Below are 25,211 nucleotides of genomic sequence, written 5' to 3'. Positions count from 1 at the left end.
CGCACGTGCCCTGCGGTCTGCCGGGCAGGCCGCAGGGCACCGGTAGTTGGCCTGCGTCAGGCGCTGTGCTGGGTCGCGAACGCGACGAACTCTGACCAGGCAGTGGGGGAGAGGTCCAGCACGGGCCCTCCCACAACCTTCGAGTCCCGCACGTGCAGCACGTCAGGGCAGGAGGCGACCTCGACACACGCGTCGTCCTTGTCGCTGCTGTGGCTGCTCTTGACCCAGCTCAGGGCAACCTCCACGCACTCGCCGCCTTCACCGCTGCTGTAGCTACTCTTGAACCAGTGCAGCCCATCGACCTTCTGTGTGGCCTTTTCGGTGGTCATCTCTCTCCCAGCAGCTTCTCTGCGAAGTCCAGCGACTCCGTTGGTGTCAGTGCTTGCGCTCGCAGGATTCCGTACTGTTCCTCGAACTCTCGCACCGGCTTCCGCTCTGTGTAGAGACGGCTGTGCCGCTGCACCTCTACGTACGCGATCCTCCGTCCTTCCTGCGTCTCGATCAAGGTGAACGGGCCTGCCAGACCTGCGTGTTCGCTTCGTTCCATCGGCATGATCTGGATCTCCACGTTGCGGCGGTGCCCGCACAAGAGGAGGTGCTCCAGCTGACCGCGCCAGACATTCCACCCGCCGATGGGCCGCCGCAGGACCGCTTCTTCGATCACGAAGCTGACCGTCGGCATGGGTACTCGATCGAAGATTGCTTGGCGTTCGAGGCGAGCCGTTACGCGCTGATCGACGGTGTCCGCGTCCAGTAGCGGACGGCGCATCTGGAAGACCGCCAGAGCGTACTCCGTTGTCTGGAGCAGTCCTGGAACTGCTTGGTTGGCGTAGACATGGAGCTCAACCGCTTGGGCCTCCAACCGCGCCGCGTCCTGGAAGAACGCCGGGTACTGGGCCCGCTCGATCTCCTTCTTCGCCGCCTTCAACGTCCCGCCCGCGTCGAGCACTTCGTCCGCCTGGTCGATGAAGGTCGGCAGCGGGATGCGTTTGCCCTGTTCGAAGGCGGCGATGGTCGAGGGCGCGTAGCCCACTCGCGAGGCGAACTCCGACCGGTCCATCCCCGCTCGCTCCCGCAGTGCCTTCAACTGCTGCCCGAAGACGACGACGTAGCCCCCGCCCGCTCCGGGCTCCGTTGCTTCCTCGCCGTCCGTGTCCCCGTACTGCTCTGGTTCGTCCATCTGGCCACCTCCAATCCTGTCCAATCGGCGGACCACGTCCCCCGGTTACGGCTCACCCCGCATACAGCCGCACACACCGCGCATACAACGGCCCGCGGTCCGCCTGTCACTCCTGGTAAACGCTATGCGTGGCCCGCCACCGTTTTCCCATGAACGACGCAAATGACAGGCCTGATTCCGAATCCCGGTGCTCCGGCCCCGCCCATCAGTTCGCCATGCACTTCACCTCCACCCCACGCGGCGCACGGCTCGCCCGGCGTCTCGTCTCGCACAGGCTCGACACCTGGGGCCACCCGTACACCTCGACCGCCAACGAGACCGTCACCGCGATCGCCGCTGAGCTGGCCACGAACGCCGTGCGGCACGGGCACGTTCCCGGCCGCGACTTCCACCTCCGCCTCACCGAGTCCGCGGGCCCCAAGCCCGTGCTCCGTATCGAGGTCACCGACACCCGCACCGAGCGGCAGCCAGGGCCCGTACCCGCCCCCGACGACGACGCCGAGCACGGGCGCGGCCTGCTCCTCGTCGCCGCCCTCGCCCGCGACTGGGGTACGGCCGCGTGCCCGTCGGCACCGGGCAAGACGGTCTGGGCGGAGTTGGGGGTGGCGAAGGCGGCGGGCGTGGTCGGCGGTCGGCCGTGATCCGGCGTCAGCTCATCGCGGTGCTGAGCATGGTGAGCGCCGAGGCGGTCAAGGAGGCCACGCCCGGTGCCCCGCCGCAGCGTTCGGCGAGTTGGCCGAGCATGGACTGTGCCATTGTCCGCCCGCTGTCCTCCGTGAGCTCCTGTTGGCGTACCAAGTCGAAGAGTGCGCGGCACTGTTCGGGTTCCGTGAGCTGGGCGCGTTCGCGGGTGAGCGCGGCGCCGAGCGCGTCGAGGGTCTCGGCCAGTCGGGCGTCGGCGGCGGGGTCGGTGTTCGCTTGGCGCTGCTGGGAGTTGCTCGCCCCCGGCTGGTTCTGGACGTTGCCCATGGAGCCGTTGTTGATGACGCCGGTGTTGAGGGTGCCGCTGTTCTGCAGGATGTACGTGGCCTGCTTGAGGAAGGCGCTGACGTCGACGTTGTGCTCCTGGAGGAAGCCCAGGACGGCCCGGAAGACACATCGCTGCAGCCAGTCGATGTGGCGCCGTGCGTCGTCGTACTGGAGCATGTCGTCCATCCGGAGCGAGGAGTACACCTCCCGCAGGCTCACCGGCCCCCGCCCGGGATCGGCCTTGGGTCTGGAGGGGGGCCGCATCGGACGCAGCCGGTCGAGGAGCGCGAACACGTCGAGGAACGCGTTGAGCGCGGTGCGCAGATGCCAGGCTGGTCCGGCCCGTTCGGCTGCTCGTACGCCTTCGCGGAGGGTGGGGTGCACGGGGTTGGTGACGTGGGGGCGGAGGGTGACGCGCAGGAAGTGGTGCTCGTAGGCGAAGCCGACGTACAGCGAGGTGACGAGCTCCCCGTCCCGGGAGACGATGCGTGCGCACAGCAGCCGTCCTGACTCCTTGACCTCCGTGGCGGCACCTTTGGCGCCGGTGCCCTCGCGGGCGAGGGTGAGCAGGGACTCCCACTCGGTTGTGGTGATGTCGTGCCAGCGTTCGGCGGAGACGGCGGCGACGTCGAAGATGTCGAGGCGGTTGTCCGGATGGTGGGTGGGTCGATGGTCGAGCAACTTGCCGAGCTCGTCGGCAACGTGGCTGTGCAGTTCCTCCGGGGTGAAATGGGTGACCGGTTTCCGTGTGCTCGCCCTCCCCAGGATTTCGTCCACACTGCGGAAGGCTTCGCGGACGAGGCGTTCCTGCCCCGACTCGGCGCTACGTGATTCCGCCGCGTCGGCCGCTGCCACGTCGATGCCGATCGCGTCGTCGGAGGACACGGTGCCCGCGCCCATGATGTGGTGCATCAGTTTGTCGCCCCAGTGCTCGCGCAGCACGTACGGGACGATGAGGCCGTTCCGCTCTGACGGTGTCCGGCGCAGTGCGCGGCGGCGGCCGGGACCGATCCACCATCGCAGGTCGCGGGTGCCCCGGCCGCGTACCCAAGGGGCCTTGTGGAATTGGGAGTAGGCGAGGATCCGGTCTGCGTAACAGGCCGCCCAGGTGCCTGCCAGAGCGACCGCCACCCCGGTCAGCGGGCCCAGGGCCGTGCCGGCGAGGACCGCGGCGGCGAGGGCGAGCACGAGCAGGAGGCGGCGTAAGTGGGTGAGGGCCTCCGCGGAGGCGGTGGTCTGCAGCACGGGGCCGAGGTGGAAGCCGTGTGGCGGGACTGGATGCCCGCGCCCCACTCGTTTGCGCACCCAGCGCAGGTACTCGTGGCCGAGGGGTACCGGAAGCTGCGTATCCGTGGGGCGTATGTCGGTCAGCAGCTTGTTCAGCGCGCGCTCACGTTTGTACGGCTTACGTCTGGTGAGGAGGATCCACAGGGCGCGCGGGGCGAGCCTGACGCTGTAGCCGCAGAACCTGGCGAGCTTCGTGGCGTGATCGGGACGGAGGTAGGAGGCGGCACACAGCCACCGGGCCACGTCGGACAGCGCCTCGTGGTCCGCTGTCTCCGCCGAGGGCGGACGCGTCGCTTCTTCGCCGGGGCGCCGCGGCCGGGGGATGCTGAGAGAGGGAGCTCCGGGCTCCTTGCGCAGGCTGAGCCGACGGCCCTTGCGTGGGCGATCCGGCTCGTGGAGCTCCCCGGCGGGGCTGTCCTCGTCGCTCTCGAATCCCGTACCGAGTCCCATGTCCCCCCGTCGTCCCCCGTGTATCGGCTCGGTGGCCAGAGTGGACGTGCCTGCCGCGGGGAGGGAAGGGGAGCCGCGCGTGTGCGAACATTTTGCGCCAACGGCTCCTGTAGTAGAGCAAGTTATGTGCGTAGCTGCCAAGGGGTGACATCGAGAGCGGGCGGCGCGATGTCCAAGGTGGGCGATACCTTGGCCTTTGATCGTTGCCGTGTCCGTCTCCCGGAAGGCCCCGTCGTGAAGCCCACCCTGGCCGCCGCTCAGCTGCGCGGCAGTCTGACGCAGTACCTCACGACGACGTACGCCCTGGCGGACGAGAACACCCGGATGGCGCTGGAGCGGTTCCTCGCGGATCCGGAGTCGGGCATCTTCCGCGGCCCGTATCTGCGCATCCGTACGCCGTTCCATGTGGCGGACGACGGGTGGCAGTCGGCGCTGGAGTGGCAGCCGGGCTTTCCCCCGTACCGGCACCAGGCACGGGCGTGGGAGCGGCTCAGCACCCTCAACGGGCCCGCCGAGCCGACGCTGGTGACGACAGGGACGGGCTCCGGCAAGACGGAGTCGTTTCTGGTGCCGGTACTGGACCACTGCCGCCGAGAGCGCGCGCGGGGCCGCCGCGGGGTCAAGGCCGTCCTGCTGTATCCGATGAACGCGCTCGCCACCGACCAGGCCGGACGCCTCGGCGAGTACCTCGCCCGCCCCGAGCTGGCACAGGTCACGGCAGGGCTCTACATCGGCGACAAGCCGGACACCGACTTCCGGCGGGTGATGACCCGGCGCGAGGAGATGCGTCTGACGCCCCCGGACGTCCTGATCACCAATTACAAGATGCTCGATCTGCTGCTCCAGCGTGCCGAGGACCGGCCGCTGTGGGCGGACGCCGATCTCGCCCACGTCGTGCTGGACGAGTTCCACACCTACGACGGGGCGCAGGGCACCGATGTGGCGATGCTGCTGCGGCGCCTCGCCTCGGCGGTGGGCGCGAGCCGGGACGGGCGGCCACTCGGCTCGGCCTGCCCGGTGGCGACGTCCGCGACGCTGGGCGAGGGCGGCGGAGACGCGAGCGCGCTGCTGGGCGTCGTCGAGCAGGTATTCGGGGTGCCGTTCGGGCCGGAGGCGGTCGTCGGGGAGGAGCGGCAGAGCGCCGACCAGTTCGTCGGGGAAGTGGACTACGAGTTCGACGAGCCGCCGAGTCCCAAGGAGGTCATCGAGGTCTCGGGCGGGCCGGGCGTCGAGTCCCGGCCCGACCTGCTGGACTTAAACTCCCTCGCTGCCCGGCTGCTGGGGCGGCGGGGGATCGACGCGTTCCAGATCGGCCGCCTGCTGAAGCGGCACGACTTCACACACGGCGTGCTGGCCCTGCTGAACGGCGATCCGTTGGACGAATGGGGGCTGCGCGACCGCATGGCCCGCTTCGGCTACGCCTGGGCACGCACGGCGAAGGAGAACCCGCGCCTCGCTCTGGAGGCGCTCTCCCGCTTCGTGGCCCTGCTCTCCTCCGCCTGCGACCCCGATTCCGACGCCCGCCGCCCCCGGCCGTTGCTGCACATCGAGGCGCACCTGTGGGTGCGGCCGGTCGGCAGGGTGCTGAGCGGTGTGAGCGGGTTCGCGGAGTTCCGGTGGTACGAGGACGAGCGTACGGCGGCCCGCAAGGCCGCGCTGCAGGCCGCGCCCTCCGTGGAGGACTCGACGGACAGCGCGGAGTGGCCCTCGTCCGACTCGCGACGGCCTGCGGCGCTGCCCGGATCCGACACGGTGCGCAGGCCTGCCCAGGCATTCCTCCCGGCGGTCTACTGTCGTACCTGCGGCCGCTCCGGCTGGGCCGCGCTGTCCCCGGAGGCCGATCCGCAGAAGCTGGAGACGAGCCCCACCAAAATCTGGCAGGCGGGCGTCGGCAGGGACAAGCGGCGGCTGCGCTACTTCATCTCGGCCACGGATGCCGAGGCGCGCGATGCCCTGGGCGCGCTCACGGGCGAGCGGGCGCGGCCGGCCGCCGGCGCGGGCGGTGTCGACCCGCTGTCCGTGGTGGTTCTCGACGGTGCTCAGGCCACGTACCGGATGCCGGCCGCCGAGGACGCGGAGGGGCTGCAGGACGCCTGGTTCGCGCTGGCTGTACTCGACAAGAAGACGGCGGACAAGGCCGCGAAGGACGACCGCTGCCCCGCCTGCAACACCGAGAACGGCATTCGCTTCCTCGGCACCGCCCTCGCCGCACTCGCCTCGGCCGCCGTGACCCAGCTCTTCACGGGCGGCCAGGAGATCGCGCTGGCGCCGGAGGAGCGCAAGACGCTGCTGTTCAACGACTCCACGCAGGACGCCGCACACCGCGCAGGCTATGTCGCCAACGCCTCGTACAAGTTCTCGTTGCGTTCCCTGATCGCCCACGAACTGGACATGTTCGGCGGGCCGCTGGCCCTCAACGACCTGATCGGGAACGTGCTGGAGAACGTGGACGACGCGCAGGCCCTGGCGGCCGTCGTGCCGCCCGACCTGCACGGCGAGGCCGGAGTGGACCGGCTGCTTTCGGGCCGGGGAACGGGCGACGCGCGGACGTGGAAGCTGATAGGGGAACGGCTCGCCTTCGCCACGGTGATGGAGTTCGGCCTCCGCTCCCGCCTGGGGCGGACGCTCGAACTGACGCGCACCACAGCGGCCGAGGTCGCGGTCGAGGATCCCGAGCGCGTCGTCGATCTGGCTCGCGACGTGCACCTGCAACTGCCGGGCCAGTTGGTGGCCGCGGACCGGCTGCCGACGCCCGATCGCTATCTCGCCTTCGTGCGCGGGCTGTTGGAGCGTCTTCGCCTGCGCGGCGGTGTGCGCCACCGCTGGCTGGACACCTGGCTGAAGGAGGTCGGCACCAACCAGTTCACGATTTCCGGGGGGCGCCCGACGGGCATGCCGGCGTTCCCCGAGGGGCGCGTCGCGCCCCCGCGGTTTCTGCTCGACGCCGTGAAGGACAAGAGCGCGTTCGACTCCGTCGCCGGGCGCGGCGGCTGGTACCAGGACTGGACGCGCCGCTGCCTCGGCCTCGACGCGGCCGGGGCGGCGGAGTATCTGCGGCGGCTGCTGCCCGTGCTGGCAGCGGAGGGCGCGCTGTCGGTACGCACCGCGCAGGACCGCACCACCCGCGTGTACGGGCTCCAGCCGGGCAGCATCACGGTGCAACTGTTGGAGGACGACGGCGTCAACAAGGCGTTCGTGGGGTGCGAAGAGTGCGGCTGGCAGCAGGTCGTCCACCCCGACCGGCGCACCCGCTGGTACGGACACCCCTGCCCGCGCTACCGCTGCAAGGGCTTCCTGACGCCCCCGCAGCAGGGCATGTCATCCACCGGCTCCGGCAGCGGCGGCTTCGGCGGAAAGCTCGAACGGGACTACCGCGGCGACTACTACCGACGGCTGTATCTGACCGGCGGCACCTACCGAGTGGTGACGGCCGAGCACACCGGCATGCTGACGCGGCCGGAGCGGGAGCACGTGGAGCGCACCTTCCGGGCAGGCACCCACTACACCGATCCCAATGTGCTCTCCAGCACACCGACCCTCGAGCTCGGCATCGACATCGGCGACCTGTCGGCCGTACTGCTCGGCTCGCTCCCCAAGGGACCGGCCAACTACGTCCAGCGGGCCGGGCGCGCCGGCCGCGGGACCGGTAACGCGCTGGTCGTGGCCTTCGGCGGGCGCCGGGCCCGCGACCGCTACTACCTGGACGAGCCCACCGAGATGATCGCGGGCGACATCGTCCCGCCCGGCTGCTACCTGTCGGCCGTGGAGATCCTGCGGCGTCAGTACACCGCCCGCCTGCTCGACCTGGCCGCCCGGGGCGAACTCACCACGCAGGACGGCGAGACGCTGATGCCGGTACCCCGGCTGTCCTCGGCACTGTTCGGCACCACAGGCTGGTGCCAGGACCTGGCCGACGCGGCGCTCACCCACGGCGCGCGGCTGGTGGAGGAATTCCTCGCCTGCTTCCCGGCAGCAGAACCGGGCGGCGACTCCGGAGTCTCCGATCACGCCGCTGACGAGCTGCGGGCGTACGCCACGGAGCACATCGCCCGGACACTCCAGGAGGCCGAGGAGGAGTGGACGGCGCGCCGCGACGAACTGCGCCGGCGCATCGCCGCCATCGACACGGCCATGGAGAGCCTGCACGCCGACGACCGCGAGCAGAGCGCCGAACGCCGCGAGCTGCTCGCGGAGCGGCGCGCCACCGCGGAGCTGCTGCGGGAACTGAGCCAGACCAGCGCCCACGGCGCGCTCGTCGAGCTGGGACTGCTGCCCAACTACAGCCTCACCGACAGCACCACCCAGCTGGAGGCCACCCTCTACTGGCGCGAGGTCCCTGACGACGCCTCCGGCGAGGACGAAGCTCCTGACGCCGGGCGTCCCGCGGCCGTCTACCGCAGCGAGACCCGCGACTACGAGCGTTCCCGCAAGCTCGCCCTCACCGAACTCGCCCCGGGCAACAGCTTCTACGTCAACGGCCACAAGCACGTCGTCCGTGCCCTGGACATCGGCAGCCCGGAGCGACGCGCCTGGACACTGTGGCGCCTCTGCCCCGCCTGCGGGTACGTACGTACGCAGAACGCGGCGGAGGACACCTCGCCCTGCCCGCGATGTGACTCACGGGAGATCGGCGACGCGGGGTGCGTGCAGCACGTACTGCAGCCCAAGCGGGTGCTGTCCCGTGACAAACGGGACGACGCACGGGTGCGCGACGACCGCGACGAGCGGGACCGCCGGGAGTACGCCCAGCTGACCGTGGTCGACATCGACCCGGACCGCAGGGCGCGAAAGTCCTGGCGCCACAAGGCCGCCGTGTTCGGCGCCGACTTCACCCGCAAGGCCGTGATCCGCACTCTGAACCTAGGCCTCGACCGGCAGGACGGCAGCAGCACCGTGCCACTGGCCGGAGAGGAGGTGCGCCTCAACCCGTTCCACGTGTGTACGAGTTGCGGGGGAGCGACGGCTGACGGCGAGCCCGTGGCCGACCAGCCGCAGCACGCGCTCAGCGAGTCCCTCGCCCGCTCCACCCGAGCCAGCGCCCACCACCAGCTGTGGTGCCCGCGCCGACGGCTGCGCGGAGCCGCGGCAGGGAAGGAGCAGGGCGCCGGAGAGGACGTACCGCTGCTGCTCGCACACGAGTTGACCACCGAGGCGGTACGCATACTGCTGCCCGCCTCGGTGGCGCGGGCCGCGGAGCGCCTCGCCTCGTTCACCGCCGCCCTGTTCACCGGCATCGCGGCACGCTACGGAGGCGACCCGGACCACATCGACATCACCCCCGTGTCCATGCCGGACGGCAGCGGCGAGCGGGGCACGGTCTGGCCGCGCCGCTTCCTCGTCGTCTACGATCGCCTGCCCGGCGGCACGGGATATCTGCACCGGCTCGCCTCGCCCGGCGGCTTCAAGGAAGTGCTGCTCAAGGCGCGCGAGGTCATCGAGAGTTGCCCCTGCCGTGAGAAGGGGCTCGACGGCTGCCATCGTTGCCTGCTGCGCAGGGTTCCCCCGGGTCTCTATGACAAGGTGAGCCGCCAGGAAGTGCGGCAGATGCTCGACGAACTACTCGGTGTCGACGGCGAGCTGTGGGAGACCACTGAGGTCGACGGCACGCCGCAGATTCCGATGGACAAGCAGGCCGAGAGCGACCTCGAGGTCATGTTCATCGACGCCCTCGCCGAATGGGCCCGCCTGCCGGAGAGCCGGGCCACCGCCAACGCGTACGTCACCGCCGCCGGCACCCATGCGCTGGATCTGAGACTCACGGCAGCGGCCGGGACCACGCTGAGCTGGCGCGTATCGCAGCAGCGTGCCATGCACGGCACCCGTGCCGACGTGCTCTTCGAGCGCGTCGACGCGCCCGGCCCGCGCGTCGCGCTGTATCTGGACGGCTACGCGTTCCACGCGGGACGCGAGCACCACCGGACCGCCGACGACGCAACCAAGCGCACCCGGCTTCGCGCCGACGGCATGCTCGTCTTCCAACTCACCTACGCGGACGTGCAGGAGTGGCAGCAGCGCGTACGCGACATCGGCTACGCCGGCGCGGGTCCGGTCGGCCCGGCCTGGCAGCCGTACGGCGAGGGCGGCAAGTCCAAGGCGCGCAGCTACTACGCCGGCGTCCGCGGCGGACTGCCCGGCGAGCTCGCGGAGACCGTCTGGGTCAACCCGGCCGAACAGCTGGTCGCCTACCTGCGGCAGCCGGAGCAGGAGCGCTGGCGGTGGCGGGCAGAGGCCGCACTCGCGGGACTCACCGGGGCTGGCGCGAAGGGCGCTCCACTGGCCCCCGCGTCGGTCGGAGAGCAGATCGGTGCGGCACTCCGCGGAGACACCCCGAAGGGACCGGCCGGGCCCGTCCAGGTTTTGACAGCGACGGACGCCTCCGGCTGTCCCCTCGTGTTCGCCGCCGACGGCCGGGTGAAGCCCCCGGCCTGGACCGGCCTGGTCCTCCTCGAGGACGGCCCCGGCACGCACGCCGAGGAAGAAGCCCACAAGCGCAGGTGGCGCGCCTGGCTCTACTGGAGCAACGTGCTGCAGTTCCTGGACACCGGGGAGGGCGACAGCGCCCAGCTGACGACCAGTGGAGTGGACGGCTTCCTCCCCGAGACTCTCGACGTGGCTGGGGGCGGCGGCGTGCTGGCGACCGTGCGCAGCACCCTCGTGGGACCTGCCGACGGAACACCCGCCGCCGTGGCGGCGAAGCCCGCCGCGTCCACCCCCGAGGCACAGGCAGCCGCGGCCCCGCCGCTGGTGGTCGCAGCTGCCGAGCGAGTGGTGGAGCGCGACCCCCGCTGGGCCCAGGTACTGGAGTACCTCGACCCGGATGAGATAGGCCTCGTCACGCTGGCCGAGGCGCTCGCCGAGGCCGGCGCCCCCGCCCCCGAGGACGGGTACGAGCTCGACGACCGCGGCTGGATGGCCGAACTCGCCTGGCCCGCAGCGCGCATCGGTGTGGTCCTCGCCCCATGCCCCGCGGAGGGCGAAGCACACGATCCGGAGGCCGAGGACCGGGACCGCGCCTTCCTCAAAGCCGGCTGGCGGGTGCGACCGGCGGTGGCGTGGCGTGCGACAGAGATCCTCCACGCAGTCGAGGCCGCGACATCAGACGCCGCGCCGCCGGTCGACGCGCGAAAAAGGACCAGGAGTACCGACAACGGGGAGAACGGACAGCTGTGACCAGCAAGAACGTAAGCCTGCGCCTGCTCGACAAGGCGGACAAGGAGGTCCTCAAGCTCCCCCGCTCCGTCAAGGGCGCGATCTATGACTTCCAGCACAAGTTCAAGACCAATCCGGACTCGGCCGGGTTGCGCCTCAAGCGACTTCAGGGCCACGACAAGTTGTACTCTGCACGCGTCAACGACGAGTACCGTGCGCTGCTGCTGCGACTCGCCGACGACGACTGGCTGATCGTCTCCGTCAAGCACCGCAAGGACGTCTACGAGCACCTGGACCGGCTGACGTACTCCGTCAACCGCATCACCGGCGGCATCGAGTACGTCGACCTCCAGGTCGTCCAGGAAAGGGTCGAGGAGAAGAGCCTCCCGCACGCATCCGCAAGGGAGCCCGCGCCCCAGGACAAGCCCGCGAGCCCCCAACCCACCGAGCCCTCCGCTCCGCAGCCCCTCTTCGCCGCCTGGACGGACGCGCAGCTCACCGAGCTGGGCGTCGCCCCGACCCTCATCCCCCTCGTCAGGGCCCTCAGCAACGAGGACCAGCTGCTCGGCCTCGTCGAGTACGCCCCGCAGCTCACAGGCGAGGTGCTGCTCACCCTGCACGACGGCGCCTCGTACCAGGACGTACTCGATCAGGTCACCACCCCGGTCGCGTCGCCGGACCCGGTCGATCCCGAGGACTTCCGAGCCGCGGTCGAGCGGCCCGCCACCGTGGTCACCACCACCGACGAGGCGCTGCGGGAGGCCTTGGAAGGCGAGGACTTCGGACGCTGGAAGGTGTTCCTGCACCCCACCCAGGCGAAGCTCGTCTCCCGCGACTACAACGGCCCGGCCCGAGTCGGAGGCGGCCCCGGCACGGGCAAGACCATCGTCGCCCTGCACCGGGTGCGTCACCTTGTCGAACGCCTGCCCGGCGGGCGTGACAAGCCCGTACTTCTCACCACGTTCAACAAGAACCTTGCGGCGGACCTCCGTTCGAGACTCTTGGCTCTCGGGGGCGAACAGCTCGTGGACCGGGTCGAGATCAGCCATGTGGACCAGCTGGCGCTGCGGACCGTTCGCGAGGCGGAGCCGGGCAACCGCCAGCGGATCATCGACGAGAACCAGGCCGTAAGAGAGTGGCGATCCCTACTCGACGAGCTCGGGGAGACCGGCTGGGACGCGGAGTTCCTGCACGACGAGTGGGCGCAGGTCATCCTCGGCCAGGCCGTCGCCTCCCGTGCGGACTACTTCCGCGCCCGCAGGGCCGGGCGGGGCCGCAATGTCACGCGAGCCGAGCGCGCGGAGATCTGGCAGCTGGTCGAACGCTTCACTCAGCGCCTCCACCGGCTCGGTGCGCAGACCTGGGACCAAGTCGCAGAGCGGGCAGCACAGTTGGAGATGGAACGCGCCCGCCGGATCCAGCGCCTCGACCGGCAGCGTGAGGAGGCCGACGGGCGGGAGAACATTCACATCGCCGATGGCTCGGGCGGCTGGCTGCGCTACCGCTACCGGCACATCGTCGTCGATGAGGCGCAGGATCTACGGCCCGCGCACTGGAAGATGCTGCGCGCCATGGCCGCTCCCGCCCGCAACGACGTGTTCTTGGTCGGTGACACCCACCAGCGGATCTACAAGAACCAGGTGACGCTCGGCAGTCTCGGGATCAACATTCGCGGTCGCTCCTCGAAGCTCTCCCTGAGCTATCGCACGACGCGGCAGATCCTGCACGACGCGTTGTACGTCCTCGGAGAGCAGAAGTACGACGATCTCGACGGTGGTGGCGAGAACCTCGCCGGATACCGCTCCGTGCTCAGCGGCGGGGTGCCCGAACTGCAGGGCAAGGAGGACTGGGAGAGCGCACGCGAGGCCGTTGCCGAACTGATCGAGTCGTGGGGTGACACCCCCCACGAGCAGATCGGGATCGCCGTTCCGACGAACCAGATGGCCGGCGAGATGGCGTATACCCTCGCTCAACACGACATCAGGGCGCTGGAGATCGGCCCGGAAGGTCCCCGAGGGGACACCGGCGTCCATATCGGCACCATGTTCCGCTTCAAGGGGCTCGAGTACCAGCGCGTGATCATCGCCGGGGCGAGCGACGGACTGGTGCCTCGCGCCGACATACAGCGGAGGAAGGATGTCGACATGTCGCGCTACCGTCGCGACATGCAGCGGGCACGCTCGTTGCTCTTCGTGGCGGCGACACGGGCACGTGACAGCCTGGACATCTTCTGGCACGGGGCCCCGAGCCCCTTTCTCGCGCCCCTGCTTCCGAGCGAGGAAACTTCAACAGGTAACTGAGAAAGGTGTCTCGGCCCGGTTGCGTCCAGTGGCCGGGGGATCTGGTCCTTCCTGCGGAGGGACGCGGGGAGCACTGGGTGCGGACAAGTTCGAGCACCACGTCACAGCGCTGCAGAGGCGGCGTAGGTGGTTGAGCGATGCCCAGCTGGCTCGCAGTGGCTTCACGTCGAGGTGCTCGGGAGCGCGCGGGTAGGAGTGCGTGGCCTCTGCGTCCGGAGCGAAAGGGTGGTATCTCAGAAGACACTGGTCGCCGGCTACTCACTGGCTATGCTGACGGTTGTTTTGCGGAGGTTGGCGGACACCAACGTGGATGATCCGGAGCGGAAGGTGCGCCTGTCGTTCCTGGGCTGAACAAGAACGTCCCAAGTTCGGTTGCCACATGCGCGGTATCACCTGAGGCCAACCCATCGAGAGCGGCGTCCACCGCGGCGAGCCCGTTCCGGTTTGCGGCTGACCGGGACGGGCTGAAGGCCCAGGGCTTCGCACCGACTCGCGCTGCTTGACACAGCGGCCTTCGAGGACGCCGCTGATGCTTGCCTCGGTGACCCCAATGGCGCGCGGCCTTTTCGAAGACCGTCACCTTGGCCACGAGGGTAAGATCGCGAAGGCGCCCCTGACGAGGACCAGGCGCCTTCGCGCCGAAACACCGTGAGCAACCTGCCGAAGAGCTCGGGCTCAGCCCGGTGAACTCAGCCGTCGGCGACGGTAACTCTGACCGGGAAGGCAGATGCTTCTTCGTCGAGGTCGTCCTCGAATCCCCGAGGATTGTCCACCACGTGCATCGGATCGTATACGGCAACGAAGAGAGCCTGTGCATCCGGATGCTTTCTGTAACCGAAAACGTCCTGGACGATCTGGTCCCTGAGCCGTTTCCCTTTCAGTGAATGGCTGGCCAACTTGGCTTCCACCGCCACCCGTTCCCTCCGCAAGAGAAGTCGATGCGGTAGGCGCCCCCTGCCCTGCTCGGGGTGGACTCCTCCGGGCGAACGTCCTCGAAGTGCAGCACCAGCAGAGCATGCAGGATCCGCTGCAGGTCGTACTCGTCGTTGACTGGGAGGCCGACGCGCCCGTGCTGCTCCCGCCCCAACACTGCCAGAGCGTTGGGAAGGCGTTCGGTCAGGCCGGCGAGGAGTGAGAGCGTGGGCAGCGCTTTCCCGCCACCGTCCTCTTGAGGGAGCGCGAGCAGAAGCAACCGTCGCTGCTCGCCCAGCGGGCCGAGGAAGCTCTGTTCAAGGGGGTATTGCCACGGGCCATGGCTCCGCAGTGGCTTCGGCATCTTCAGATAGAGGGCCCATTTGTCACGTGGCCCGTTCAAGAAGTGCTTGATCTTCTGGTAGGGGTAGTGTCCTTCGTACTCACGCTTGAATTCCTTGTGGAAGGTCACAGGCATTGCGGCGAGGGCTGTTGCATACCACCGGGGGTAGCGTTCACGCAGTTCGCAGGCTGCCGATACGGCGAGTTCCTCGTCGCACCCTTGTGCCTGGCGGCCGAGCTCCTCCAGGTTCCTCAGCTCCCCGAGCAGTGAGGCGAGTGAGCCCGCAGTGGGTGGAGGTGTCATGACGTCAGGTTACCTACGGTCGCTCTTGAGCTTCCGTCAACCGCGAGGAAAGCGCGGGAAGAAGCCCCGGTTCCGCATTCCTGGCGGGGTATCAGGGCGTATGTCGTCTCACGGTCATCAGGAACTACGGACTGCCCGTGGCGAGGGATGTCCACGGCGTGTGCGATCAAGGCGTTCCAGATCCAGGGTCCCCTTCGTCGGCGACGTGGGCTCGGACCGGGAGAACACGGTCGCATCCGCCAAGGTGTGAGTGACACGAGCGAGGTAGGCGAACGCAGTCTGCCCAGCCGGTGGTGACCGGCCGGGCAGACTGCGGGGTGGTCCGGGCTCGCCCGGTCAGCGGACCTCCACCGGCCTCGCGTGGGCGAAACCCCTGTGGTGCCAGACCAGACCTCCTGCCGGCCGGCCCAGGCAGTCGGACGCCGCAACTCGCCCCACCAGGATCGTGTGGTCCCCCGCCTCAATGACATCGTGCCGTGCGCAGGTCAACCGCAGTGCACAGTCGGCCAGTTGCGGCGCGTGTCGGGAGCTAGGCCCGGATGCCAGCGGGACGTTCCCGAACCGTTGGTCGGTGGGGCCGGCGAACTTCTTCGCCAACTCCTCGTTCTCCGGGCTGAGCAGATGGAGAGTGAAAGTCTCCGCCGAGGTGAGCACGTCGTGGGTGCGAGACCCCCGGTCCAGGCAGACCAGCAGCAGCGGAGGGTCCAGGGACAAGGAGGAGACCGCGCTCGCTGTCAGCCCCCGAGGGGTTCCCGCCGAGTCGTAGCAGGTCACCACCGTGACAGGGGCTGCCAGAGAGGCCATCGCGGCACGGAACTGGTCGGCGGAGATGTCGCGGGACATCACCGAGCCCGGCATGCCGGGCCCCTCGGGTCCTGTGCTGTTCGGTGTCCCGGGTTCGAGCCGGGTGGACGAGGTCGTGGCGGGTTCGGTCGGCAGGTCTGTGACACTCATCGGATGGCCCCTTCCAGCTCTCGGGCGGGCGCTGCCGGAGACTGCGCCCCGGGCGGCGCCGGTTCGGACGTGTCGCGCCCTGCCAGCCAACGGCCGTGAGGCTCGCCCAGCGTTCCGCGCTCCAGATCCCAGGCCACTCGTCCACCGGTCACCACCGTGGTGAATCGTCCGGTGAACATCCATCCTTCGTAGGCCGACCAGCCGCACAGTGATTCGACGTGCGCCGCCGACAGCTGCCAACGGGCGGACGGGTCGAGGAGGGAGAGATCGGCGTCCGCGCCGACCGTCAGCCGGCCCTTTCCGGTCAGATCGAACAAGTCCGCGGGACCCGTCCCCATCAGCCGCGCGAGATGGCTTGCCGCGGTATCGGTGTCAACGCCCCGAGCGAGCAGGCCCGTCCACACGGAGATGGCCAACTCCTGGACCCCGGGCAGTCCCGGGGGTGCCTCGGCCGGAGGGCGGTTCTTCTCCTCGACGGTGTGCGGGGCGTGATCACTGCCGATGGTGGATGCCTCGCCGTTGAGCACGGCCCGCCAGAGCCGCTCACGGTCGCGCGGAGCGCGGATTGCCGGGGAGAGCCGAGTGCGGGGACCGCGCAGGGCGGTGTCGTGGTCGGTGAACGCGAGATGGTGCCCGGTGACCTCGAAGGTGATGGGGAGCCCCTCGGCCGCGGCGGCCACCAGCAGATCCGTCTCCTCGGCCGACGACACGTGCAGGACGTGGACCTTGGTGCCGTGGGTCCGGACCAGATGGACGACCTTCGCGACGGCGACGATCGCCCCGGAGCGCGGCCGGTGTGGCTCGTAGGCGTCGTACGACTCGGGGTCACCGCCGTGGGAGTCGAGCAGGTCGAAGACGTGCTGGTCCTCGGAGTGCAGCACGAGGCGTACCCCACCGCGCGCCGCGGCGGCGAAGGCCGCCTCCAGTTGCCACGCCTCACGGAAGACCACCGGTGCGGTGTGGTGACCCGCCATGAACGCCTTCGCGGAGGTCGCCACCGCCGGATCGAGGTCGGTGAGTACCTCCGGGTGATCGGGATCGGCTCCCATGTGGAACCGGTGGTCCACATGGGAGCGGCCCGCGATCAGGGCCGCTTTCGCTCGCAGGGCCGCCGTGTCGAGCGACGGAGGCCGCGTATTCGGCATGTCCATAACCGTTGTGACGCCCCCGGCGAGGGCGGCCCGACTGCCGTTCTCCCAAGTCTCCTTGTGCTCCAGGCCAGGAGTGCGGAAGTGCACGTGGGAGTCGATGAGCCCTGGCAGGACGTACCTGCCCTCGGCGTTGAGGCGCGGCCCGGAGGGTAGCGGCCCGCCCGGGGTGACGATCGCCGCCACGCGACCGTCCCGGACGACGACGCTGCCGTCGCGGACGCCTCCCGGGGTGACCAGCCGGCCTCCTTCCACCACCAGGTCGACCTCGGCGGACGGCTGAGGGGAAGCAGGGGACGTCGGGGAGGCGGGAGAGGTCTTCATCGGTTCCACGGCAGACTCACCAGTTCCTTGCAGAGGTCGTCGGTCGGTCCCATCAGTGCGACGGCACGGGCGTCGCGCCCGAACCGGTTGATCGGATGTGTCTCGACGTAGCCGGCCGATCCCAGGAATCGGGCCACGTCCGCTACCACCCGTTCCGCTGCCGCGGAGGCGGCCAGCTTGGAGAAGAGCGTGGTCATCCCGGGGTCGGCCGAGGTACGGCGACCTGCCCGCTCCACCACCGCGCGTGCGGACTCGACCTGAGTGGCCAGGTTGACCAGTCGGTGCCGGACGGCTTGGTGGGCGTAGAGCCCACGGCGCTCCGCGTGCGCGTGGGCCGCGTCGAGAGCGGCCTGGGCGATGCCCACGGCGACGGCGCCGAGCGAGGCACCGCTGTTACGGACCCGGGCGATGATGGACGCCGCGACACCCGGGGCACCGAGGCGCGCGGAATCCGGTACGCGGCACTCCCGCACGGACACGAAGCCGGTGGCCGAGCCGCGCATCCCGGCCAGTCGCATCGAGGTGTCGGGCACCAGGCCCGGGTGATCGCCCGGAATAAGGAAGAACGTCTGTCCGGCCGCCCCGTACCCGGTGTCCCGAGAAGAGCCGGGCCCCGAGTCCGGGGACTCCTCCTGCGACTGCGCCAGGACGAGATAGACGTCCGCGAGGCCCGCACTGGTGGTGAAGGACTTGGCACCGTCCAAGAGCCAAGCCCCGTCGGGCGTGCGGTGCGCCAGGGTCCCGAGGTTCTTCTTGTCGGCGCCCGCCGCGCTCTCTGACCAGGCCGAAGCCGCCAACCACCGGCCGTCGGCCAGCTTGGGCAGCACCTCGCGGTGCTGGGCGAACGTGCCGTTCTCGACGATCCGGCTGGTCACCGCGCAGTGCTGGAAGAGCATGATCGCCGCCGAGGCGTTCACAGAAGCGACCTGTTCGACACAGGTGTTGAGAACCACCGCGTCGGCGCCGGCTCCGCCGTGGGACTTCGGCACGGCCAGTGCCAGCAGGCCGCTCCTTCGGAGCACCTCGACCGCCGCACGGTCCGGTTCTCCGGCGAGGTCGGCCGCCTCGGCGCAGGCAGCCAGACGTTCCAGTGTTTCGGGGGTCGGGAGAGCGGGGGCGGAGCGCCCGGCCTGGCGGGCACCGGCCGGAAACGGATCTTCGGCGAATGTGTCGGACATCGCCCGCGGCCCGGCGCTGTCGCGCACGGCGGTCAGGCTGTCAGCGGAACCCACGGGGCCTCCTCGGATACGGAGTTGGACGGGGTGAGTGGGGAGATGCGTGAGGCGACGGAAGAGGGCTTGGAACCCACGAGCTGGGGACAGGGCAGCAGCCCCCGGTACTCGACCTGCTTCTCGGCTACTGACACCCAGGCGAGCCTGCGCTGCCCGTCCGGGCCGTGCGTGGAGCGAGCGGCCACCCGAACGCAGCCGCCGGGGGTGCTGACCCGCAGCAGCGCGTCGGGATCCTGGGCCGCCTGCCCCGCCAGGGACCAGGGCACGGTGCCCGCGATACCGGCGGCGGTGCCCAGGCAGATGGCGCCGGTCAGTGCGACCGTGGGATGCCAGGACGGCACGGACACGGCCCGTACGAACAGACCGCCGCCCTCCTGTGGGAGCAGCGCCGCGATCTTCGGGAAGGCCCCGAAGGTGTCCCAACCCTGCGACTCGCAGACGGCGATCCGCAGCCGAGTCATGGCGTCGAACAGCCCGGGGTCGTCTCCGAAGAGGGAGTCAGGTCCGTCGACGCCGAAATGCGACGCGTCGACGAAGGCGTACGAGTTGCCCATCGACACCAGGGAGACGGGCACGTACCGGCCCTCGAAGGGGACTTGAGTCACCTGCTCGCCGGTCATCAGGAGTTCCGGCAGCCTCAAGGGCGGCGAACACAGGAAATGCGCCGTGAACCGGGTGCCGCCGTCGGATGTCTCCTCCGTCTCGCACACCACGTTGTCACCGTTGTTGAGTACGTTGACCCGGACTCGGCAGCCCGGTACCAGCGGCTGGATCATGCCGGTGCGGGCGGCTGCCTCGACGGCGGCCAGGATCGAGTGGCCGCAGGAACCGCGCAGGTCGAAGCTGTCGTGGCTCTCTGGAAGGGACTGAACGAATCGATAGTCCAGATCGAACAGCGGGTGTCGGGAAGGCCGCACGATGGCGTTCTTGAGCACGTGCCCCGAGCCCTGACCGGCCAGTTCGCCCCGCAGGTCGGCAAGGGCGTTCAGCAACTGGGGATCGGACTGGGGGAAGTCGCGGCCGTCGAGCACTGCGGTGGGGCAGGGCGCTCCGTGCGCCTTGGCCAGGGAGACGTTCATACGGCCACCACCGCCGGTTCACGCGAGCGCGCGTTCGCACCGGTGGACGGGCCGAAGAACTCACCGCGCCACATCTGGTGCGACATCAAGGCCCACAGAGCCAGCGAGCTGCCGTCGGAGGGTCTGGCCTCCTGCTCGGCGAACAGAGCGTTCACCACCTCATGCCGCAGCCTTCCGTCGGCACGCAGGGCCTGGGGGGACAGGACGTCGCGGGCCATCGCCCACAGCCGTTGGCCTGGGGCCAGCATCGCCGTGATCGGCAGGGTGAACGGCTGTTTGGGCCGATTCAGGACACTGCTCGGCAGCAGCCCGTCGGCCGCCTGGTACAGCGCGCGCTTGACTCCGACACCGGGAACGGTGCGGTGTTGGTCGGGCAGCGTCGCCGCGAAGCGCACCACGCTGGGCTGGCAGAACGGAAGCCTGGTCTCCACCGAGCTGGCCATCGACAGGTGATCGACTCGGCGGAGGTGGTAGGCGGGCAGCCGGTAGCGCTGTTCGATCCGGGTGATTCGCTGGAGCCGGCTGCCCGTTCCGTGCCTGAGCGTCTCGGTGAGCCCGGGCGGTACGGCGGACGTGCCGTTGGAGCGCACGTGGGCGGCGTACTCAGCGGTGTACAGCTGCTGACGCAGGGAGTGTGGCACCGCGGCCAGGTGGTCGAGGTAGGCGCCGGCCCAGTCCGCCCCCGCGGGTGCGGCGAGCGCCTGCGTCATGCGTCCGTATCCGCCGAAGAGTTCGTCGGCGGCGTCTCCGGTGAGGGCGACCTTGAACCCGGCGTCGCGTACCGCCCGGAACAGCGAGAACGTGCTGAGGGTGATCGGGTCGGCGTTGGGTTGGCCGAGGTGCCGTACGACATCTCCCATCAGGTCGGGGAAGGTGGCCGGGTCGATCTCCACCTGGTGGTGCACCGTCCCGGTGTGCTGGGACACCTCGGTGGCGAAGGCCCGTTCGTCCCCGGGCCAGTCGCCCGTGTAGGCGATGTTGAAGGTGTGCAGAGCCCCGCTCGCGCCTCGGTCGTGTAGGGCACGTGCCGCGAGCGCGGTGACCAGGCTGGAGTCGAGCCCGCCGGAGGTGATGGTGGCGACCGGCGCGTCCGCGACGAGCAACCGCGAGACCTCGCGAGCCAGCAGCCCGCGCAGCTCCTGCCCTGCCCGGGGCAGACTCCTTTTCTCGTCGACCGGTGGTGCGGACTCGTGTCCCATCCGCCGGGAGGTGAGGCGCAGGCCTTCGTCGCGGGTGACAACCGCGGTGACGGCCGGGGGGAGGACGTCGATGCCCTGGAACATGGTCCGGTGGCCGAAGGGGGTCTTGGCCGACAGGTACGTGTGCAGGCCCAGTTCGTCCTCGTAAGGCCGCACGTCGGAGAAGCCGAGGAGAGCGGGCAGCTCCGAGGCGAAGTGGAACCGGCCGCTGCGCTCCTCCCAGTGGTAGTACAGCGGCTTCATGCCGGAGGCGTCAGTGGCGATCACCAGACGCGGGGCCCGGCGCCCGTCCAGTACGGCGACGGAGAACATGCCGTCGAGGTACTCGGCGAAGCGTTCCCCGTAGGTCAGGTACAGCGCGGGAAGGATCGTTCCGTCGCAGCGATCCTCGAAGTGGAAACCCCGCCGCACGAGTTCGGCGCGCAGCCGGTCGTGGTTGTAGAGCTCGCCGTTGAAGACGACCGTGATGTCCCCGAGACGGTAGGGCTGGGCTCCGCCCTCGGGGTCCATGATCGAGAGCCGGTTGTTGCCGAGGGCCCAGCCCGGGCGTTGGGCGAAGGACTGGGCGTCCGGGCCGCCATGGTGCTGAAGGGCGGCGACACGGCGCATCTCCTCATCGGTGGTACGGGCGTGGAAGGATCCGTGGATACGGCACATGGCTCACATCACCTGACCTCGGAGGAGAGGCCGGCGGCCGAGTAGAGCGCCGGGTCGTAGGGGCTGGGGCCCCCGCAGGTCACGAAGCGCTGGGCCTCGGGACCGGTGTGTGGGTTACGGGCCCCGTGCAGGACGCCGGGCGCGGCGTACAGGACGTCCCCCGGGGCGACATCGATCCAGCGGTCGCGCAGGTACATCTGCCCGACGCCCTCGAAGGCGATGAACGCCTCGTCGCTGTCGGGGTGCAGGTGGACGTTGAACGTCTGGCCCGGCTGCTGGATGCCGCAGTGCAGGCACAGCTGGCTGCTTCCGTTGCCGGGCCAGAAGACGAAGTTCATGGTGGCGCGGTCGGAGTCGGGGGCCATCTGGCCGGTGCCGCCGAATCCGCGCAACTGAGTGGTCTCGTCCCAGAGGGTGGAGAAGGGCTCGGGGTCCGTGCCGGGCTGGCGCCCAGCCGTGAGTGGTGTGCGCCAGACGTAGACGGTCAGCCCCTCCGTGTCGGCCGTGAGGCTCAGCGCCTGGCCAGTGGGGGCGTACACGGCGTGGGCCCGCTCGATGCGGTGACTGCGAGAACCGACAGTGGCGGACCCCCGGCCCTCGAAGACGACCGCGGTGTTCTCCTCCTCGACGCTCGAATCGGGGCTGAAGGACTCGCCCGACGCGATCCGTACGACGTGCAGCGTGACGTGTGTGGAGCCCGCGGCGGGGCTGACCGGGGTGGCGACTGCGGTGCGCCCCCCGGGCAGCGGGGCGAAGACGAAGTCGTCTGCCGAGACTATCCGGGCGTCCCCGAGAGGGGGAGCGGCGAACGATTGCGAGGTGGCTGTGCGTGTCATGCGAAGTGCTCCTTAGGAACGAGGAGGAGGCGGGAAGAAGCCGGGAGAACCAGACGGTCGGGGCCTGGTTTCGTCCTGTGCACCGAGATTCGCCTTGACCGGTCCTGTCGCACTCCCGCATCGCTACCGGGGCGAAGGAGGTGGCCGGGAACCGTTCCTCGCCCGCTCGCCCCGTCGCGTAGCCGCAACACCCCACGTGAACATGGCCATTCGGGGCCGTGAGACGGGAACGAGCCGGGGCCGGCGCGGACCCTGGAAAGGGTGTCCGCGCCGGCCCCGGCTCGTTGAGGCGTGCCTGTGTACGGCGGCGGTGCTACGAGCGAGAGTTCTCCGGCACACGGTCACGGTCGCGCGGGGCCGGTGACGCTGGTGCCGGCTTGGCGGGCTGGGACGGGGCCGAGATCCGACCCTCCGCGAGGGCGAGCGCGGCGATGACGATGACACCGCCCACCGGCACGTTCCAGGACAGCGGTTCGCCCAGAGCCAGTACGCCGACGGCCACGGAGAACACCGGCACGAGGTAGTTCACGCCGGATGCCGTGGTCGGACCGGCTTCCGCGATCAGGCGGTTGAGCAGAGCGAAGGCGATACCGGTGGAGGCGGCGCCGAGGGCCAGCAGGGCGAACAGCGGCTTGGCGGTGAGGTCTCCGTGCAGTGTCCAGCCGGTCACGAACGTGGTGAGCAGCACCGTGATGACGGAGGCCGCACCCAGCTGGGCTGCGGTCACGGAGAGAGCCGGCAGCTTGTGGGGGCCGATGAAGCGGCGGATGTACACGAAGCTGACGGCGTAACTCGCAGCGGCACCGACGCAGGCGAGCTGACCGCCGATCGTGCCGAAGCCGTCGGTGTTCCACGGCCCCACGACCACGATCAGCCCGAGGAACCCGCCGACCAGACCGACCACCTTACGCTTCGTCGGCTTCTCATCGGAGAGTGCGAGAGCGGCCACACCCATCGTGATGAGCGGGGTAGCGCCCTGGATGACACCGGCGATGGTCGCGGTGGTGTACTGCTCGCCGACGGCGAAGAGGGTGAAGGGAATGACGTTGCCGAAGACGGAGGCGACGGCGATGTGTCCCCAGAGCGCGCGTGAGGGCAGGGTCAGCTGCTTCATGGCGAGGATGCCGAGGACGACGAGGGCACCGACGACCAGTCGCCCCGAGGCGAGTTGCAGGGGCGCGAAGGTTTCCAGCGACATCTTGATGAAGGCGAAGCTGCAGCCCCACAGGGCGGCGAGCAGACCGAAACGGCCCCAGTTGGCGATGTTCATGGTGATCTCCTCGAGAGAGTCGGGGAAGCGGGCAGGGCGAGTGGTGCCTTGCCGGTCAGTGGCGGTGGTGCGCGACGTCTGGTTCGGGGTGGTGGTCGGACCCGCCTCCGTGCGTGTGCTTGTGCTTGAGGTCGTGATCCGTGTCCGGGGCCTCGACCTCGAACTGGTCGTACTTCTCCATCAGGGCGACCATCTCCTCACGGGACGGGCGGTTGCCGTCGGCGAGCAGAGCGGCCAGGCCCTCGAAGTAGCCCTCGCGGTGCTCGGCCGGAGTGAAGAGGATCAGCATCTCGGCGAGTGCGTCGCTCTCGTTGCGGAAGCCGTGCACCGCGTTCTCCGGCACGTGCAGGAAGTCTCCGGCACGGGCGGTGCGCCAGCCGGTACCGTCGTGCAGACGCACTTCGCCCTTCAGCACGTAGAAGGACTCGGAGATCCGGGAGTGGTAGTGCGGGTCCGCTCCAGCGGCGCCCGGCAGCATCGAGTGATGAAAGAGGCCGAAGCGCCCGCTGGTTGTCTCGGCAAGGGCGATGAAGCGGGTGGTCGTGGTGACCCCGATCTCGGCCTTCACCGCGTCCGCGTACGCACGGAACATCGCGTGGCTCATGCTCAGTCCTCCCACATGCTCAGGTAGCGCTCGCCGGTGTCCGGCAGCAGCGTCACCACGACACCTCCGGCGAACTCGTGCCGGCGGGCGACTCGTTCACTGGCGTACGCGGCCGCCCCGGACGAGACACCGGAGAAGAGACCCTGAGTGGTGGCCAGTCGGCGAGCGGTTCGAAGGGCGTCCTCGTCCGAGACCGCGAGGACCTCGTCGATGAGAGAGACGTCGGTCGTGTCGGCGACGAAACCGCCGTTGAGGCCGGGGATGCGGTGCTGGCCGGCGTACCCCTGGGACAGGAGCGGGGACTTCTCGGGCTCGACGGCTATCACCCGCACATCCGGGTCGTGCTCCTTCAGACAGCGGGCGACGCCGGAGAGTGTGCCGCCGGTGCCCACCCCGCACACGAAGGCCGCGACGCGTTGGCCCACGGCTGATACGGCTTCGTGGATCTCAGGACCGGTCGTCTCGTAGTGAGTCCGCACGTTGTCCTGGTTCTCGTGCTGGCACGGGAACCAGGAACCCGGGGTGGCCGCGTGCAACCGCTCAGCCTCGGCGATCGCTCCCGAGTAACCGAGCGAGCTCGGCGTCTGGACGATCTCCGCCCCGAACGCGCGCAGCAGCTTGACCCGTTCGATCGTGGCGTTGTCCGGGAGCACGATCACACAGCGGTAGCCGCGGGAGGCGGCGAACGCGGCCAGTGAGATCCCGGTGTTCCCGGAAGTCGCCTCAATGACGGTGCCGCCGGGCTGGAGCGCGCCGCGTTCCTCGGCGGCGCGCAGCATGTGGAGGGCGGCGCGGTCCTTGCTGGAGGACATCGGGTTGGCGGACTCCAGCTTCGCCAGCACCCTGGCGCCCGGCGCCAGTTCGCGCAGACGCAGCTCCAGCAAGGGGGTGAAGCCGACCAGGTCCTCGATGCGCGAGGCGATGGCCGGACGGGAGGGAAGGACGCGGTTCAGGGGGGCCGGTGCGGTGATTGTCATGGTCGTCATCTCGCAATCGGTGAAGTCAACGGGCGGGT

The 25,211-nt window shown here is 69.7% G+C and carries 16 protein-coding genes and 1 pseudogene; 4 read left to right on the top strand and 13 right to left on the bottom strand.

Annotation, left to right across the window (positions count from 1 at the left end; all coding sequences use genetic code 11):
• Positions 1-56: 56 nt before the first annotated feature.
• Together AN216_RS19910 and AN216_RS19905 are read right to left on the bottom strand one after the other, a co-directional pair.
• A complete protein-coding gene (locus tag AN216_RS19910; protein WP_070198061.1) occupies positions 57-329 on the bottom strand; it encodes a DUF397 domain-containing protein in 273 nt (90 codons plus the stop codon).
• Positions 326-1,180, bottom strand: coding sequence for a helix-turn-helix domain-containing protein (locus AN216_RS19905; RefSeq protein WP_070198060.1), 855 nt, complete (start codon positions 1,178-1,180; stop codon positions 326-328). Before AN216_RS19905 ends, AN216_RS19910 begins: the two co-directional genes overlap by 4 nt.
• Before the next feature lie 149 nt (positions 1,181-1,329).
• Here AN216_RS19905 and AN216_RS19900 point away from each other — a divergent pair, with 149 nt between their 5' ends.
• Positions 1,330-1,821, top strand: coding sequence for an ATP-binding protein (locus AN216_RS19900; protein ID WP_420855775.1), 492 nt, complete (start codon positions 1,330-1,332; stop codon positions 1,819-1,821).
• Positions 1,822-1,828: 7 nt separating this feature from the next.
• Here AN216_RS19900 and AN216_RS19895 read toward each other — a convergent pair whose 3' ends face one another.
• Positions 1,829-3,886, bottom strand: a complete 2,058-nt coding sequence (locus AN216_RS19895; protein ID WP_070198058.1) for a hypothetical protein — start codon at positions 3,884-3,886, stop codon at positions 1,829-1,831.
• Between the two features lie 234 nt (positions 3,887-4,120).
• Here AN216_RS19895 and AN216_RS19890 point away from each other — a divergent pair, with 234 nt between their 5' ends.
• The 3 genes from AN216_RS19890 to AN216_RS30735 all read left to right on the top strand — a co-directional run bounded on the left by AN216_RS19890 (position 4,121) and on the right by AN216_RS30735 (position 13,686).
• Entirely contained in the window at positions 4,121-11,056 is a 6,936-nt protein-coding gene (locus AN216_RS19890; protein ID WP_070198057.1) for a DEAD/DEAH box helicase, read from the top strand.
• Entirely contained in the window at positions 11,053-13,335 is a 2,283-nt protein-coding gene (locus AN216_RS19885) for a UvrD-helicase domain-containing protein (RefSeq protein ID WP_070198056.1), read from the top strand. Before AN216_RS19890 ends, AN216_RS19885 begins: the two co-directional genes overlap by 4 nt.
• A 225-nt stretch (positions 13,336-13,560) precedes the next feature.
• The gene (locus AN216_RS30735; RefSeq protein ID WP_275522409.1) at positions 13,561-13,686 is read left to right on the top strand and encodes a hypothetical protein; all 126 of its coding nucleotides are present in this window, start codon (positions 13,561-13,563) and stop codon (positions 13,684-13,686) included.
• A 338-nt stretch (positions 13,687-14,024) separates the two neighbouring features.
• On the opposite strand, the pseudogene AN216_RS30330 reads toward AN216_RS30735, so the two are convergent.
• From AN216_RS30330 to AN216_RS19835, 10 genes and pseudogenes are all read right to left on the bottom strand, one after another.
• A pseudogene (locus tag AN216_RS30330) lies at positions 14,025-14,611 on the bottom strand (PD-(D/E)XK nuclease domain-containing protein).
• 618 nt (positions 14,612-15,229) lie between these two features.
• Complete coding sequence (locus tag AN216_RS19875; RefSeq protein WP_070198054.1) at positions 15,230-15,847, bottom strand: flavin reductase family protein; 618 nt, start codon at positions 15,845-15,847, stop codon at positions 15,230-15,232.
• Positions 15,844-17,319 carry a dihydroorotase gene (locus AN216_RS19870; protein ID WP_070198101.1) on the bottom strand — a complete coding sequence of 492 codons (1,476 nt, stop codon included), beginning with the start codon at positions 17,317-17,319 and terminating at the stop codon, positions 15,844-15,846. The genes AN216_RS19875 and AN216_RS19870 overlap by 4 nt, the downstream gene beginning before the upstream one ends.
• Positions 17,316-18,551 (bottom strand): acyl-CoA dehydrogenase family protein, encoded by a 1,236-nt coding sequence (locus AN216_RS19865; protein ID WP_070198053.1) that lies wholly within the window; start codon positions 18,549-18,551, stop codon positions 17,316-17,318. The genes AN216_RS19870 and AN216_RS19865 overlap by 4 nt, the downstream gene beginning before the upstream one ends.
• Positions 18,530-19,630 carry a PrpF domain-containing protein gene (locus AN216_RS19860; RefSeq protein WP_070198052.1) on the bottom strand — a complete coding sequence of 367 codons (1,101 nt, stop codon included), beginning with the start codon at positions 19,628-19,630 and terminating at the stop codon, positions 18,530-18,532. The genes AN216_RS19865 and AN216_RS19860 overlap by 22 nt, the downstream gene beginning before the upstream one ends.
• Entirely contained in the window at positions 19,627-21,486 is a 1,860-nt protein-coding gene (asnB, locus tag AN216_RS19855) for an asparagine synthase (glutamine-hydrolyzing) (protein ID WP_070198051.1), read from the bottom strand. Before asnB ends, AN216_RS19860 begins: the two co-directional genes overlap by 4 nt.
• Before the next feature lie 8 nt (positions 21,487-21,494).
• Positions 21,495-22,322: a cupin domain-containing protein gene (locus AN216_RS19850; protein ID WP_070198050.1), complete on the bottom strand. Its 828-nt coding sequence runs from the start codon at positions 22,320-22,322 to the stop codon at positions 21,495-21,497.
• 313 nt (positions 22,323-22,635) lie between these two features.
• Positions 22,636-23,592 (bottom strand): DMT family transporter, encoded by a 957-nt coding sequence (locus AN216_RS19845; protein WP_070198049.1) that lies wholly within the window; start codon positions 23,590-23,592, stop codon positions 22,636-22,638.
• 55 nt (positions 23,593-23,647) lie between these two features.
• Positions 23,648-24,196, bottom strand: coding sequence for a cupin domain-containing protein (locus AN216_RS19840; RefSeq protein WP_070198048.1), 549 nt, complete (start codon positions 24,194-24,196; stop codon positions 23,648-23,650).
• A 2-nt stretch (positions 24,197-24,198) separates the two neighbouring features.
• Positions 24,199-25,182, bottom strand: coding sequence for a PLP-dependent cysteine synthase family protein (locus AN216_RS19835; protein WP_070198047.1), 984 nt, complete (start codon positions 25,180-25,182; stop codon positions 24,199-24,201).
• Positions 25,183-25,211 lie beyond the last annotated feature (29 nt).

It is taken from the genome of Streptomyces oceani (assembly GCF_001751245.1).
GTDB classification, from domain to species: Bacteria; Actinomycetota; Actinomycetes; order Streptomycetales; family Streptomycetaceae; genus Streptomyces; species Streptomyces oceani.
The sequence above is the reverse complement of the archived record's forward strand: the minus strand, read 5'-3'. Positions and strand labels throughout refer to the sequence as shown.